Genomic DNA, 14,710 nt, shown 5'->3' with positions numbered 1-14,710 from the left:
CCTAGATAGATAACTTATCAATGCGCTTCCCACCGTACACCAAGTTCACGATTGCTCGTGTCCCGATGATGGCGGTGAACATGGAAGTTACAATACCGAGCGATAGCGTGACCGCAAAGCCTTTGATCGCACCTGTACCGACTGCAAACAAGATAATCGCGGTGATCAAAGTGGTAATGTTGGCATCGGCAATCGTGCTCAATGCATTCGCATAGCCATGGTGAATCGCTTGCTGAGGAGAACGTCCTTCGCGAAGCTCTTCGCGTATACGTTCAAATATCAACACATTGGCGTCAACGGCCATACCGACGGTGAGTACAATACCGGCAATCCCTGGTAGCGTCATCGTCGCCCCCGGAATCATCGACATTAAACCAATCACCAGAATCAGGTTCATCAACAATGCCATGTTGGCAAACAGACCAAAACGACGGTAGTAAACCAAAGTAAACAGCATTACCGCAGCCATACCCCAAAGCATCGCCGCCATACCTTTATCGATATTTTGCTGTCCCATTGATGGACCAATGGTACGCTCTTCGACAATTGAAATCGGCGCTATCAAAGCACCAGCACGAAGTAGCAGTGCCAAGTTCATAGCTTCAGCTTGAGAGTCGATACCCGTAATACGGAAGTTACGACCAAGCGCCGTCTGAATGGTTGCCTGGTTAATCACTTCTTCGTGTTTATCCAAGATAACGCGACCATCTTCGGTACGTTCACCGCTGTCTTTATACTCAGCGAAAACTGTTGCCATCAACTTACCCACGTTGTTACGTGAGAATGCAGTCATCTTGCTTCCACCTTCGCTATCTAGCGAGATGTTCACTTGCGGGCGACCATACTCATCAGCGCTTGAACTCGCGTCAGTAATATGAGAACCGCCAAGAATAATGCGTTTTTTCAGTACAACAGGTTGACCATTACGATCGAACTTCACTTCGCTGTCAGCAGGCACGCGACCAGACGCTGCTGCTGCTAGATCAACCACCGAATCGACTTCACGGAACTCGAGTGTTGCCGTCGCACCCAGAATTTCCTTCGCTCGCGCAGTATCTTGAACACCCGGCAGTTCAACAACAATACGGTTGGCACCTTGGCGCTGAACGAGTGGCTCAGCCACACCCAGTTCATTAACACGGTTACGTAGAATGGTGATGTTCTGATTGACTGCATAGTTGCGAACTTCAAGCAGGCGCGCTTCAGTAAACTCACCAACTAACGTCTGACGAGCCTCATCAATTTCAAACGTCATATCTTGATGAAGGGGAGCAAGCACAGCGCGCGCTTCTGCTGCATCTTCGGCATTGCGAAGACGCACTTCAACAGCATCTGATGTTTTTGTTATTGAACGATAACGAAGTCGTGCTTCACGGAGCTCAACACGAAATGCTTCTTCTTGTTGGGATAGCAGCTTTTCCATCGCCGCGTCCATGTCTACTTCCATCAGGAAGTGAACACCACCACGCAGGTCAAGACCAAGTTTCATCGGTTGTGCACCAATGGACTGCAGCCAACGAGGGGTTGCAGGAGCAAGGTTTAAAGCAACAATGAAATCTTCATCTTCAAGCTGTTCTGAGAGTAGGTCTCGAGCACGGATTTGAGATTCAGTATCGTTGAAACGCACTAACACAGAGCCATTTTCAAACGCGACTGCTTTTTGGGAAAGATTTGCATCTGAGAGAATATCGGTGACGAGATCAAGGGCTGACATATCAACCGAGGCGCCACGCGCCCCGGTTACCTGTACAGCTGGATCTTCACCGTAAATGTTGGGAAGCGCATAAAGGCCACCGATCAGCAGTGCGAACACGACCATCAGCGTCTTCCACAAGGGATAACGGTTTAACACAGCTTATTTCCTTGATTACAGCGACTTCATTGTGCCTTTTGGCAATACAGCAGTCACAAAGTCCTTTTTAATGGTCACTTCATTGTTGTCGTTTAGCGCGATAACGATGTAGTCATTTTCAGCAGAGATCTTAGTGATTTTACCAACAAGGCCGCCACCAGTAAGTACTTCATCACCTTTACCCATCGCTTCCATCAGGCTTTTGTGCTCTTTCACACGCTTCGCTTGCGGGCGATAAATCATGAAGTAGAAGATAGCCCCGAACATCACCAGCATGAAAATTAACTGCATGCCACCACCTTGTGGCGCACCTTCAGCTGCTGCATGGGCTTGAGAAATAAACAGACTCATTGATTAACGTCCTCGTTGATTATTACTTATTCATTGGTGGAACTTCACGATCGCGACGAGCGTAGAACTCTTCTACAAATTGCTCGAATCGATCTTCTTCAATCGCATTACGGATGCTCTCCATCAAACGCTGGTAATAGCGCAAGTTGTGAATGGTGTTTAATCGAGCACCCAAAATTTCGTTACAACGGTCTAAGTGGTGGAGATACGACTTAGAGTAGTTGCGACAAGTGTAACAGTCACAGTGCGGATCTAAAGGGGTGGTATCCGTTTTATGTTTCGCATTGCGGATCTTGATCACACCGCCAGTAACAAACAGATGTCCATTACGTGCATTTCGGGTCGGCATCACACAATCGAACATATCGATACCACGACGAACACCTTCAACCAAATCTTCTGGTTTGCCCACACCCATGAGATAACGTGGTTTATCTTCAGGGAGTTGCGGGCAAGTGTGTTCTAGCACCTTGTGCATTTCTTCTTTTGGTTCGCCAACTGCAAGACCACCGACAGCATAACCGTCAAAGCCGATATCTGTCAGCCCTTTTACAGAAATATCACGTAAATCTTCATAAACACTACCTTGAACAATACCAAACAAGGCATTTGGGTTTTCAAGCTTGTCGAAATGATTGCGGCTACGCTGTGCCCAACGCAAAGACATCTCCATCGATTTCTTTGCTTCATCATGCGTCGCTGGATATGGCGTACACTCGTCAAAGATCATCACCACATCAGAGCCAAGGTCGTCCTGAATTTCCATTGATTTTTCTGCATCCATGAAAATCTTGTCACCGTTGACCGGGTTACGGAAATGCACACCCTCTTCCGTGATTTTACGAATATCGCCTAAACTAAAGACTTGGAAGCCACCAGAGTCAGTCAAGATAGGACCCTGCCAGTTCATAAAGTCATGCAGGTCGCCATGCATCTTCATCACTTCTTGCCCGGGGCGAAGCCAAAGATGAAAGGTATTGCCCAACAGGATTTGCGCGCCAGTCCCTTCAACTTCTTCCGGCGTCATACCTTTTACCGTACCGTAGGTACCAACAGGCATAAACGCAGGCGTCTCAACTGTACCACGCTCAAATTTCAATCGACCACGTCGGGCACGACCTTGCTTTTTATCTAATTCAAATTTCACAGGAACCTCCAAAAGCCAGAAAAACAATCTGACGTTGCCCCTATTATAGGGAAAAATGCCACCGAGATTGACCTCAGCGCATGGACTCACACCTTTGTAAGGCGTATTCAGACAACAAGGGTAACCATGTCGGTTACCCTTGATTCAGAATTCAGTGGGGGATATTAACGGGTTTTGCGGCGAATAAACATCGCATCACCGTAACTGAAGAAGCGGTATTGCTCTTGAACCGCCGTTCTGTAAGCATTCATCGTATGCTCATAGCCTGCAAACGAGCTGACCAACATGATCAATGTTGATTCCGGTAAGTGGAAGTTAGTTATCAAGGCATCGACGACCTGCCAGTCGTAACCGGGGTAGATAAAGATCGAAGTGTCGTTGAAAAAGGGGGATAGCCCTTCTCCTTTTTCTTTCGATGCTTGTGCTGCACTTTCTAATGAACGGACGGATGTCGTGCCTACCGCAACCACTTTCCCCCCACGTTCACGGGTGGCGTTCACCGCATCGACCACATCTTGTGGCACTTCAGCATATTCAGCGTGCATGTGATGATCATTGATGTTCTCTACACGCACAGGTTGAAACGTCCCCGCTCCGACATGCAACGTCACGAACGCAACATCCACACCTTTCGCTTTGATTTTTTCAAGCAATGCATCATCAAAATGCAACCCCGCAGTTGGCGCAGCGACCGCACCGGGTTTTTCATTGTAAACCGTCTGATAACGCTCTTTATCTGCATCTTCATCAGGACGATCAATGTAAGGAGGAAGTGGCATATGCCCCACTTCTTCCAAGATCTCCAACACGGTTTTGTCACTCTTAAAGCGGATTTCAAACAGCGCGTCATGACGGGCAACCATTTCGGCTTCATAGTCGTCATTATCACCGAGAAACAGCTGTGTGCCGGGCTTTGGTGATTTAGATGAACGGACATGCGCGAGTATAGATTCATCATCTAACATGCGCTCGACAAGCACTTCCAGTTTGCCGCCACTGGCTTTTTTGCCAAACAAACGAGCAGGAATAACACGGGTATTATTAAAAACTAATAGATCCCCCGCCTCGACTTGTTCAAGAATATCCGTGAAGCCACCATGGCTTAACGCACCGGTGTTGCCATCTAGCTGCAGCAAGCGACTTGCAGTGCGCTCTGATTGTGGATAACGCGCGATCAACGCATCTGGAAGATCGAAATGAAAGTCTGAAACTTGCATCGAAGTTGGCATGGTCCCTCGTCTATTCTTGACCCAAAAAAAAGCAGGCAGCTAGTATAGGCTGCCATCGCTTATAATCAAGAATAGAGTATTTATCAGACGGATTATTTTCGTAACTTAATACGTCCAACTGCCGCAACACCCAACAGAAGCAGTCCCCATAGTGAAAAGCTACTGCCGCCACCGTTTGTACCAATAATTCCCCCGCCTGAGCCAGGCTCATCGCCTACACCACTGTACTTACTCGCATCAAAGGGATTTTCGGTAAACGTCGGGTTAACAACGGGTAAAGAGCCACCTGTATTTTCTTGGATAAAGTCCAAATAATTTGAGACTTGAGCATAAACGCCTGGCGGCTTTGTTTGATCACAAGTCTTAATACCAAAAGAGACGATTCCAGCCAAACGCAAACCACGATCCGCATCTGCTACATGATCAGGATCTTGCCAGACTAGTGGCCCCCCAGAATCACCAGAGCAAGATTCTCGAACTAGCTCAGGTTCAGAGCTTGTAGCACATAAATGTATGCTATTGACAATAGTCGCTCCCCCTCCCCACTGTGTTCGACAAATGTTATCAGGCACCCCACCAAGCACAGTCTGTCTTAAAATACTCGATGTAAAAGCACTGTTCCCAGACGTTTTTCCCCAACCAGAAACCAACAAATTAAACTGTGTCGACTGTGTCTCACTATAAGTATTCGCAAACAGCTGATCCATCGCGACCTGATCTGCCTGTGAAGCTAGCTTTATTGGCTGAATGTTTGCCGGCAAATCACCTTGAATCTTGAGCAATGCGATATCATCGCTAATTAGCTGAGCGTTGTAATTCGGATTGATAACAACAGTGGCGCCGAATCCCGTTCCTTGTTTAAATCCCTCACTAGACGTGGCGCCACCGAATAGTTCTAAACTAATATTACGGTTTCCTTGGTTATTAAAAAAACAATGTGCCGCTGACAGCGCGTAGCCATCACCGATATAAACAGCTCCACACTGCTGAGGTCTTGTACCTATATATTCAGTAACCAAAAAGAGCTGCCAAGGCACTTCATTATTTGCACTTGGAATGCCACCTACAACTCGAGGTTCAGCCTCATACGGTTCACCCGCCAATGCCACCAGCGGGAAGAATAACATAGTCAGTACCGACAAAAACTTCATCATTCCCTCTCCTTATACATTTACGCTAGCTCTACCTTAGCGGATATTTTAAGCAAGACCACAGTTTTTAGAGTACGTTATTAGTAGTACGAGCAATATCAATGACAAGGTCCATTATTCTTGAAAATTATGCCTAGGAATCTCTTTTCCTATTCAGACTATAGTTGCCGAAACTGTTAACTGCCATACAGATCAACGCAAACAAAAAACAGAGCCACACAAGGTATAGTTCTGTTTATTTGAGAAAAATTTCACTAGCTATTTCGGCGGCGCCCAATACCAAGCAAACATAACACCAAGAACGCGAAGGACACACTACTCGCATTTCCGGCTCGATTACTTGCCATCCCGCTGCCAGGTCGATCCCCCGCGTTGCCGACATCGGCATCAAAGGCATTTTTTTCATAATTGGCCGTCGCTTGGGGTAAACCGCGCGGTGTATTTGCATTGATGAAGGTCGAGTAAGAACTGACTTGAGTAAACACAGCAGGCGCGTTTGCATTGCATAGCTCGTAGTTGTACAGAATCCCAAACGAGGTTAGACCGATCAAGCGAATACCGAAATCATTATCATCAATTTTATCCGCATTTTGCCAAATCAGTGGCCCCCCAGAATCACCTTGGCAAGTATCTCTAACCAAAGTAGGATCTGGAGTAGCCGCACAAACATAATAACTAGTAGGGTGTGCCGAAAGCATGCCTTCCCACAACTGACTACAGGTATTATCAGGCACACCAGTTAATTTGGTGTGGCGCAACACATCGGAGCCCACCTGAGCATTACCAAACGTTTTCCCCCAACCGGACACCATCACATTTTCTGGGCTGATCCCACTCACCACATAACTATTCGAAAACGTCAGATCAGCATCTCTCTGTTCGTCTGTTGATGCAATAGAGATCGGCAACACTCCGTCAGGTACCGAGCTAAGATCAAGCACGGCGATGTCATTAATGAAAGTTTCGGCATTGTAGTCTGGATGAGGGACATAGGTCGCCAGTGAGGCGCGTCCCGAGACAAAACTGTTTTTATCGACGCTCCCGCCATAAACCTCAACAACATCTGAGGCAATGGCCCCTTGATACTCAAAGCAGTGTGCCGCTGAGAGTGCATAGTTATTGCCTATATACACAGCCCCACAGTTGAACTCGTTTCCACCAATATCCACCCGTAGGAAAAGTTGCCAAGGGTGTTGCTCAATCTCAGCTGAGACGCCGCCTACAACATATGGAGTAATTTCCGCTGCACTCGACGTAGCAACGTTGCACATTAAAGGAAGAGCACTCAATCCAAGTAACCAATATTTTTTCATCACAATCCCTGACAAAACTTGCTGTAGATATGACCAAACTACCAAATTGGCATTCTCGGTAAGGGGCATTTTGTGGGAGAAAAGAAAAACTCCGACAGATCTCTAAGCTTTTGTTAGCAATTTCCGCTAGTTTTATAAATAAGTGCTTTGTCCATCGAAAATTTTCGGAGGTGCAGTATGTTTACCGTCGCCGATATGATGACACCCAACCCACATACCTTGACCCTATCAAGTACTGTGGGTGATGCTAATCAGTTAATGAAGCGTGCCGACATTCGCCATATCCCCTTGCTTGATGAAAACAACACGCTTTGCGCTATTATCACTCAACGTGATCTCCTCGCCGCCCAACACTCGCAACTCGAATCTCTCACCGATCAGCAGAGCTCGATACTGCAAGCGCCTCTATCGAGATTAGCGAAGCGAGAGTTCATTACTGTGAGTCGACACGCTAGCTTGAAACAAGCGGCTATTTATATGCAAAAGCATAAGATTGGCTGCCTGCCCGTCGTGGATGACGGTGAACTTTTCGGTATCATTACCGACAGTGACTTTGTCACCATCGCCATTAATTTGTTGGAGATACAGGAAGAAAGCGAGCCACTCGCGTATGATGAGTAACCTCATTTAAACCGTGTGGTACGCATTTGAACTATCTTGCCCATTTACATCTTGCTGAGTTAGCAAATAGCCACTTAGCGGCTAACCTATTAGCGGATTTTGTCAGAGGAAAACCCGAGGGGCGCTTCTCAAGTGAGGTTGTGCAAGGCATTTACCTACATCGATTTATAGATGGGCAAGTCGATAGTACACAGCAAGTCAAAGCCGCCAAGCAGTACTTTCCACCCTCCCTACGCCGCTTTAGCGGTATCGCGCTAGACATGTTCTGGGATCACTTTCTTGCGGTTCATTGGCATCAATACCACGACAAAACGTTGAACAATTTTCTTCACCATGCCGAGTTGCAAATCACGCAGTACCACCCACCCCACTTACCCGAACGTTACGTGAAACTGCAACAAATGATGTGGCAAGGCCGATGGCTAGAGAGTTATCAGCAAACCGAGAATATCCGCTTCGCCCTGCAACGTATCTCACTGAGGCGACCACGGTTCCAACCTTTAGCCGATTGCGGGGATTACCTCGAAAAGCACTATGATAGTTTTGAAGCCCTCTTTTTTAGCCTTTATCCAGAGATGATGAATCGAGTACTCGAATGGAAAAAAAAGCGCTGAGTGAGAAACCCAGCGCTGGCGTGATAGATACATACCAAAACCACACTCTTTTTCACCTTCATATGGCGCAAAAATTGCGCCATATGAACTCGATATCAAAATTGATCTTCTTCTGTCGATCCTGTCAGTGCTGTCACAGATGATTGGCCACCTTGAATGGTATTCGTCATCTTATCAAAATAGCCTGTTCCGACTTCTTGCTGGTGAGCAACAAAGGTATAACCTCGTTCTGCGGCAGCAAACTCTGGACGCTGCACCATTTCAACATAGTGCTTCATACCTTCGCCTTGGGCATACTTGTGAGAAAGCTCAAACATGTTAAACCACATATTGTGAATACCCGCTAAGGTAATGAACTGGTAAACATATCCCATGTTAGCGAGCTCTTGCTGGAACTTAGCAATCGTCTCAGCATCGAGGTTTTTCTCCCAGTTGAAAGAAGGCGAGCAGTTATAAGCAAGCAATTGATCTGGGTATTTCTCATGAATGGCATCAGCAAACTTTTTCGCTTCTTCTAAACAAGGTGTTGCTGTTTCACACCAGATTAAGTCCGCATAAGGGGCATAGGCTAATCCGCGAGAAATGGCTTGGTCGATGCCAGCACGCACACGATAGAAACCTTCAGAAGAGCGCTCCCCTTCAATAAAGTCGCGATCATACGGGTCACAATCTGAAGTCAGCAGGTCCGCTGCATTCGCATCAGTACGCGCGATCACTAAGGTCGTTGTCCCAGCAACGTCAGCAGCCAAGCGTGCCGCAATCAGTTTTTGCACAGCCTCTTGCGTAGGGACTAAGACTTTACCGCCCATATGGCCACATTTCTTCACGGATGCGAGCTGGTCTTCAAAGTGAACTCCGGCTGCACCCGCTTCTATCATATGGCGCATCAGCTCAAACGCATTCAACACACCACCAAAACCCGCTTCTGCATCCGCAACAATCGGGATAAAGTAATCAGTACCTTCTTCGGGCGACTTACCATTTGACCATTGGATTTGATCGGCGCGGCGAAACGCATTATTGATCCTTTTCACCACAGATGGCACAGAATCGACAGGGTAGAGAGATTGATCCGGATACATAGTCGACGCGGTATTATTGTCCGCTGCAACTTGCCAGCCAGATAAGTAGACCGCTTCAATGCCAGCTTTCGCTTGCTGAACCGCTTGTCCGCCTGTGAGCGCACCTAAGCAATTAACATAACCTTTTTTCGCGCTACCGTTGACGAGATCCCAGAGCTTATCAGCCCCACGCTGTGCGATGGTTTGCTCCGGCGCAAACGAACCTCGCAAGTTAATCACTTCTTCAGCACTGTATGTACGTTTTACATTTTTCCAGCGTGGATTCTCTGCCCAATCTTTTTCCAACGCTTCAATTTGCTGTTGACGTGTCAAAGTCATAGTTCTGTCCCTCTTTAAACTGTACATGGCTATGCGCTTAGCATCTCGAAGTTACAGGCGAAACACTCTCGCGCGCGGTAAATCATCCTTCTGCGCTAGGGCAGATATTCGTAACCTGGTAATGTTAAGAAATTCGTTAACTCATCGCTGGTTGTCAGTGATGCCATTAGCTCTGCCGCTTGAGCAAATTGCCCTGCATTGAAGCGCGCCTCTCCGAGTTCTTCTTTAACCACTAACAACTCTTGTTCTAGCATTTCGGTAAACAACGCTTTCGTCACGACCTTGCCATTGCTCAACGCTTTGCCGTGCTTGATCCACTGCCAAATGGATGCTCGTGAAATCTCGGCTGTCGCCGCATCTTCCATCAGCCCATAGATAGGCACACACCCATTACCTTGAATCCAAGCTTCCACATACTGAACCGCAACACGAATGTTATGGCGCATCCCCTCTTCCGTGCGATCGCCGTCGCAGGGTGCTAACAACTCTTGTGCAGAAATGGGGGCATCGTCTTCACGTAGAATGTTGAGTTGATTGCTTCTCGCTCCCAAAGCGTTATCAAAAACGGCGATTGCCGTATCAGCCAACCCTGGATGCGCAATCCAGCTGCCGTCATGGCCATTATTGGCTTCTAAAGATTTATCCGTCTCAATCTTATTCAGCACCCAAGCGTTCTTTTCAGGATCTTTGGACGGAATAAAGGCGGCCATTCCCCCCATGGCAAATGCACCTCGGCGGTGACAGGTTTTGACAAGCAATCTTGAGTAAGCATTGAGGAAAGGCTTATCCATTGTCACCACTTGTCTATCAGGTAACACTCGGTCTGGATAGTTCTTCAATGTCTTGATATAGCTAAATATGTAGTCCCAACGCCCACAGTTTAAGCCAACAATATGTTCTCTAAGCGCATGCAGGATTTCATCCATTTCAAACACCGCAGGCAGCGTTTCGATCAATACGGTTGCTTTGATAGTGCCACGAGGCAGTTTGAAATGATCTTCTGTAAAGGAGAAAACATCACTCCACCACTGTGCTTCTTGGTGCGCTTGTAGTTTAGGAATATAGAAGTAAGGCCCAGAGTTTTTGGATAGCAGTTGGCGGAAGTTATGAAAAAAATAGAGCCCAAAATCGAGCAACGCACCCGGCAGAGGATTACCACTATAAAAAACATGCTTCTCAGGTAGGTGTATCCCACGAACACGGCAGATTAACACCGCTGGGTCCTCTTTTAACTGATAGTGCTTGCCGTTCTCGGGGTTGGTGTATTCAATCACGCCCATGTTGGCATCACGTAGGTTTCTTTGCCCTTCGATTAGCTGAGGCCAGGCTGGTGCAAACGAGTCCTCAAAGTCCGCCATAAACACTTTTACATTCGCATTGAGGGCATTGATCACCATCTTGCGATCAACCGGTCCTGTGATTTCAATGCGGCGGTCCTGCAAGTCTTGAGGAATACCAGCAATTTTCCAGTTACTTTCTCGAATAGACTCAGTTTCCGGCAGAAAGTCAGGCAACTGACCAGAGTCAATCTCTGCTTGACGTCGCTCTCTTGTCGCCAGTAATTCTGGAATTCGTCCTGCAAACTTTTCTGCTAACTGCTCAACAAACGCCAACGCTTCTGTAGACAAGATGTCTTGTTGCTGCTCAGACACTGGCTGCTGGAGAGATAGCTTTACTTGGTATTGTTCTGACATTTCGCCCCCTTTCATTTGTAATCAAATAACCACAATTACAATGTAATTTATCAATGAGAACCGGCAACAAACCACTCACTTCCTTGATTAACAATGCACCAGACAACCAAATAGAATCAATAGCACCAAAGTATAACCAGTTTATTTAAAAACATGAACATATTAAAAACAAAGACTTATAAATATAACCACAAAATACCCAACAAGCATTATATTGCATAAACGTGACTATCTTCATCTTGATATACTAATCATTAAAAGAGCGAAAAAGTAAATAAATTACGTAATTAAAAACCAAAATAACCGCACCTAAACAGCAGTTATAAACCCGTTTTAAACGATAATTTTTTAGGTAAATCATTTAAAACAATGTGTTAACAACTTAATTCAAACGAAAAACACCCCAAAGTTCACTTTCAGTTATGGTTTTTTTCTGAAGCGAAACAAAAAAAAACCTCATTGCTGAAACAATGAGGTCTTTAAGAGGTAAATAAAAACAGCAGGTTAATTTGAAAAAAGGATCAAATCAGAGCGACCAAACGTGACTGTTATCACAAGCTTGAATTTTTTTCGAAAGCCGCCATCAGAAAACGCATCACTGTGGTCATTTCGCTATTCATTACAAGAGGTCGCTGACAATTTCAGCCAGACGATTAAACACAGCAATACGGTTTGATGTAGGCCGCCACACTAAGCCTATTTGTCGATAGGCTTGCTTACCCGGAGGATCTACAACCATAAGATTCAAGTTATCAATCAACCCGTGCTCAATGGCCATTTGGGGGATAAACGTCGTGCCTAAACCATTCGCAACCATTTGCACTAACGTATGGAGACTCGTCGCCGAGAATGGATTAATTTTCTCTTTACTGGTCAGTTTACAGGCAGACACTGCGTGATCGGTTAAACAGTGCTCTTTCTCCAATAAAAAAACTGACTCATCGGGTAAATGGGTATATTGAACTGGCAATGGCAGAGAAGAAGCTTGATAGCGACTAAACACCATTTTAAATGGATCAACACCAACGACTTTACTCTGCATGTTACCAATCTCGACCGGTAACGCTAGTATCAACACATCCATCTCACCATTGCGCAGCGCCGCAAGCAGGTTAGTCGTCGTATCTTCACGCAACAGTAAATTCATTGCTGGATATTGGCGACTCACCTCCTGAACTAAATCACACAGCAAAAACGGCGCGATGGTTGGGATACACCCTAGCCTAAGGTTTCCCTCCATTTGGTTATGATTGATTTGCGCGATATCTAAGAGATCTTGACTCCTTGCGAGGATATCTCGACTCCGCTGCACCACCTCTTCACCAATAGAAGTAAAGACAAGTGTTTTGTTGTCACGCTCAATCAGTTGTGTGTTCATCATCTCTTCGAGATTCTGGATCCCAGAACTCAGGGTAGATTGACTGACATAACACTGTTTGGCGGCAGCACCAAAGTGCCGAGTTTCATAAAGTGTCGTGAGGTAATGAAGTTGCTTTAATGAAGGAAATTTACTCATCGTTTTTTTCGATTATTACAATCTGTTTATTCCGCTTTTTTCAATGTACCAGCTTAGCTATAGTTTGTCTTGTCGAAACGGAATCAGTCACGAATGACTGAAAACTTCATCTTTTTAGGAGCACCATCATGGTACTAGTAGGTCGTCAAGCACCAGATTTCACAGCTGCAGCAGTTCTAGGTAACGGTGAAATCGTTGAGAACTTCAACTTTGCTGAGTTCACAAAAGGTAAGAAAGCGGTTGTTTTCTTCTACCCTCTTGACTTCACTTTCGTATGTCCATCTGAGCTAATCGCATTCGATAAGCGCTTTGAAGATTTCCAAGCTAAAGGCGTTGAAGTTATCGGTGTTTCTATCGATTCTCAGTTCTCTCACAATGCATGGCGTAACACTGCTGTTGAAGACGGCGGTATCGGTCAAGTTAAATACCCTCTAATCGCTGACGTTAAGCACGAAATCTGTAAAGCATACGACGTAGAGCACCCAGAAGCTGGCGTTGCTTTCCGTGGTTCTTTCCTGATTGACGAAGAAGGTGTTGTTCGCCACCAAGTTGTTAACGACCTACCTCTAGGCCGTAACATCGATGAAATGCTACGCATGGTTGACGCGCTAAACTTCCACCAGAAAAACGGTGAAGTTTGCCCAGCACAGTGGGAAGAAGGTAAAGCAGGTATGGACGCATCACCAACAGGTGTAGCGGCTTACCTATCTGAGCACACTGAAGATCTATAATTACCGACGAAAGCACTCTGCAGGCGCTCAACCCTGCTAAAGAGAAACAAAGTCAGTAAAATGAGGCCCGGACCACCGGGCCCTTTTTATTTCAACCGATAGCAAAGCATTTAACCGGTTGACGTCAAAGACCTTTTCTTTTTCTCCAAGCCAAACTCTTTCTCTTCCTCGCCTTCGCTCCGATCCTGTTTAGGTATATACTCAATACTTTGGTGTTGCGCTTTTGCAACCCGAGAATACGCTTGATTACTAACGGGAATCACCATGGAAATAGAAGTCTGTATCGATAACATCGAGTCTTTGCATACTGCACAAAAAGCGGGTGCGACACGTATTGAGCTTTGTTCTTCTCTCGCGGTAGGTGGATTAACACCAAGTATTGGATTGATGCGACAAGCCGCACTCCATGCACACGTTCCCGTGTATGCGATGATCCGTCCACGCCAAGGCGACTTCCTATTTAATGATGGTGATTTGGCTGTCATGCTTGATGATATCCGTGCAGTAAAAGAATCAGGATTACACGGTATTGTTATCGGCTGTCTCACACCCAATGGGGAAGTTGATATGCCGATGTGCCAACAACTTGTTGACGCCGCAAACGGATTGGGAATCACCTTTCATCGTGCCATTGACCAGTGTGTTGACTACCATGCCGCACTCGACAACATTATTGCTTTAGGGTGCGAGCGCGTATTAACGTCAGGCTTAGAAGCCTCTGCCCACCAAGGTATCAATACATTAAAAGAGATGGTCAATTACTGCGGTGATCGTCTATCCATCATGGCAGGAGCAGGAGTCAGTGCTCAGAATGTCTCAAGCATCATTAGAAATTCGGGTGTTCAAGAAATTCATCTTTCAGGTAAAACGACCCGCCCTAGCTATATGACAAACTTCTCTTCGGCAGCAAGCATGGGCAGTGTTGATGACTTTGCTATTCCTGTCACTGACTATGACAAAATTGCAGCCGTGAGCGTCATGTTGAAGGGAAGACCACAATAGAAAAGATCATCGCGCGGTCGCATTCTCGCACCTCGGTCAACCCAATCCGTGTGTTCCTCTTTACAAATGCGCCATTCTCAGTGTTTATT

The 14,710-nt window shown here is 46.1% G+C and carries 13 protein-coding genes; 4 read left to right on the top strand and 9 right to left on the bottom strand.

The window, feature by feature from the left end; all coding sequences use genetic code 11:
* Nucleotide 1: 1 nt before the first annotated feature.
* From secD to TSUB_RS03520, 6 genes are all read right to left on the bottom strand, one after another.
* Nucleotides 2–1,852 (bottom strand): protein translocase subunit SecD, encoded by a 1,851-nt coding sequence (gene secD, locus TSUB_RS03545; RefSeq protein WP_087022858.1) that lies wholly within the window; start codon nt 1,850–1,852, stop codon nt 2–4.
* Between the two features lie 15 nt (nt 1,853–1,867).
* A complete protein-coding gene (yajC, locus tag TSUB_RS03540; RefSeq protein ID WP_159064946.1) occupies nt 1,868–2,197 on the bottom strand; it encodes a preprotein translocase subunit YajC in 330 nt (109 codons plus the stop codon).
* Nucleotides 2,198–2,225: 28 nt separating this feature from the next.
* Nucleotides 2,226–3,350 (bottom strand): tRNA guanosine(34) transglycosylase Tgt, encoded by a 1,125-nt coding sequence (tgt, locus tag TSUB_RS03535; RefSeq protein ID WP_414718362.1) that lies wholly within the window; start codon nt 3,348–3,350, stop codon nt 2,226–2,228.
* A 164-nt stretch (nt 3,351–3,514) separates the two neighbouring features.
* On the bottom strand, nt 3,515–4,567 hold the full coding sequence (gene queA / locus TSUB_RS03530) for a tRNA preQ1(34) S-adenosylmethionine ribosyltransferase-isomerase QueA (protein WP_087022881.1): 1,053 nt from the start codon (nt 4,565–4,567) through the stop codon (nt 3,515–3,517).
* A gap of 104 nt (nt 4,568–4,671) precedes the next feature.
* Nucleotides 4,672–5,733 carry a S1 family serine peptidase gene (locus TSUB_RS03525; protein WP_087022862.1) on the bottom strand — a complete coding sequence of 354 codons (1,062 nt, stop codon included), beginning with the start codon at nt 5,731–5,733 and terminating at the stop codon, nt 4,672–4,674.
* A 251-nt stretch (nt 5,734–5,984) separates the two neighbouring features.
* Nucleotides 5,985–7,043, bottom strand: a complete 1,059-nt coding sequence (locus tag TSUB_RS03520; protein WP_159064945.1) for a S1 family peptidase — start codon at nt 7,041–7,043, stop codon at nt 5,985–5,987.
* A 177-nt stretch (nt 7,044–7,220) separates the two neighbouring features.
* Between TSUB_RS03520 and TSUB_RS03515 the strand changes: the two genes are divergently transcribed.
* Together TSUB_RS03515 and TSUB_RS03510 are read left to right on the top strand one after the other, a co-directional pair.
* Complete coding sequence (locus TSUB_RS03515) at nt 7,221–7,664, top strand: CBS domain-containing protein (protein WP_087022867.1); 444 nt, start codon at nt 7,221–7,223, stop codon at nt 7,662–7,664.
* Nucleotides 7,665–7,690: 26 nt separating this feature from the next.
* Nucleotides 7,691–8,278 (top strand): acyl carrier protein phosphodiesterase, encoded by a 588-nt coding sequence (locus TSUB_RS03510; RefSeq protein WP_087022869.1) that lies wholly within the window; start codon nt 7,691–7,693, stop codon nt 8,276–8,278.
* 95 nt (nt 8,279–8,373) lie between these two features.
* Here TSUB_RS03510 and aceA read toward each other — a convergent pair whose 3' ends face one another.
* The 3 genes from aceA to TSUB_RS03495 all read right to left on the bottom strand — a co-directional run bounded on the left by aceA (nt 8,374) and on the right by TSUB_RS03495 (nt 12,888).
* Nucleotides 8,374–9,678, bottom strand: coding sequence for an isocitrate lyase (aceA, locus tag TSUB_RS03505; protein WP_087022871.1), 1,305 nt, complete (start codon nt 9,676–9,678; stop codon nt 8,374–8,376).
* Nucleotides 9,679–9,773: 95 nt separating this feature from the next.
* Complete coding sequence (aceB, locus tag TSUB_RS03500) at nt 9,774–11,372, bottom strand: malate synthase A (RefSeq protein ID WP_087022873.1); 1,599 nt, start codon at nt 11,370–11,372, stop codon at nt 9,774–9,776.
* A 619-nt stretch (nt 11,373–11,991) separates the two neighbouring features.
* Nucleotides 11,992–12,888, bottom strand: coding sequence for a hydrogen peroxide-inducible genes activator (locus tag TSUB_RS03495; protein WP_087025233.1), 897 nt, complete (start codon nt 12,886–12,888; stop codon nt 11,992–11,994).
* A gap of 128 nt (nt 12,889–13,016) precedes the next feature.
* Here TSUB_RS03495 and TSUB_RS03490 point away from each other — a divergent pair, with 128 nt between their 5' ends.
* Both TSUB_RS03490 and TSUB_RS03485 read left to right on the top strand, forming a co-directional pair.
* Nucleotides 13,017–13,619 carry a peroxiredoxin C gene (locus TSUB_RS03490; RefSeq protein WP_087025235.1) on the top strand — a complete coding sequence of 201 codons (603 nt, stop codon included), beginning with the start codon at nt 13,017–13,019 and terminating at the stop codon, nt 13,617–13,619.
* A gap of 258 nt (nt 13,620–13,877) precedes the next feature.
* Nucleotides 13,878–14,621 carry a copper homeostasis protein CutC gene (locus tag TSUB_RS03485; RefSeq protein WP_087025237.1) on the top strand — a complete coding sequence of 248 codons (744 nt, stop codon included), beginning with the start codon at nt 13,878–13,880 and terminating at the stop codon, nt 14,619–14,621.
* The last annotated feature ends 89 nt before the right edge of the window (nt 14,622–14,710 follow it).

Origin of the sequence: Thaumasiovibrio subtropicus, from assembly GCF_019703835.1 — a bacterium.
Taxonomy (GTDB): domain Bacteria; phylum Pseudomonadota; class Gammaproteobacteria; order Enterobacterales; family Vibrionaceae; genus Thaumasiovibrio; species Thaumasiovibrio subtropicus.
This window is presented reverse-complemented; position numbering and strand designations above follow the sequence as displayed.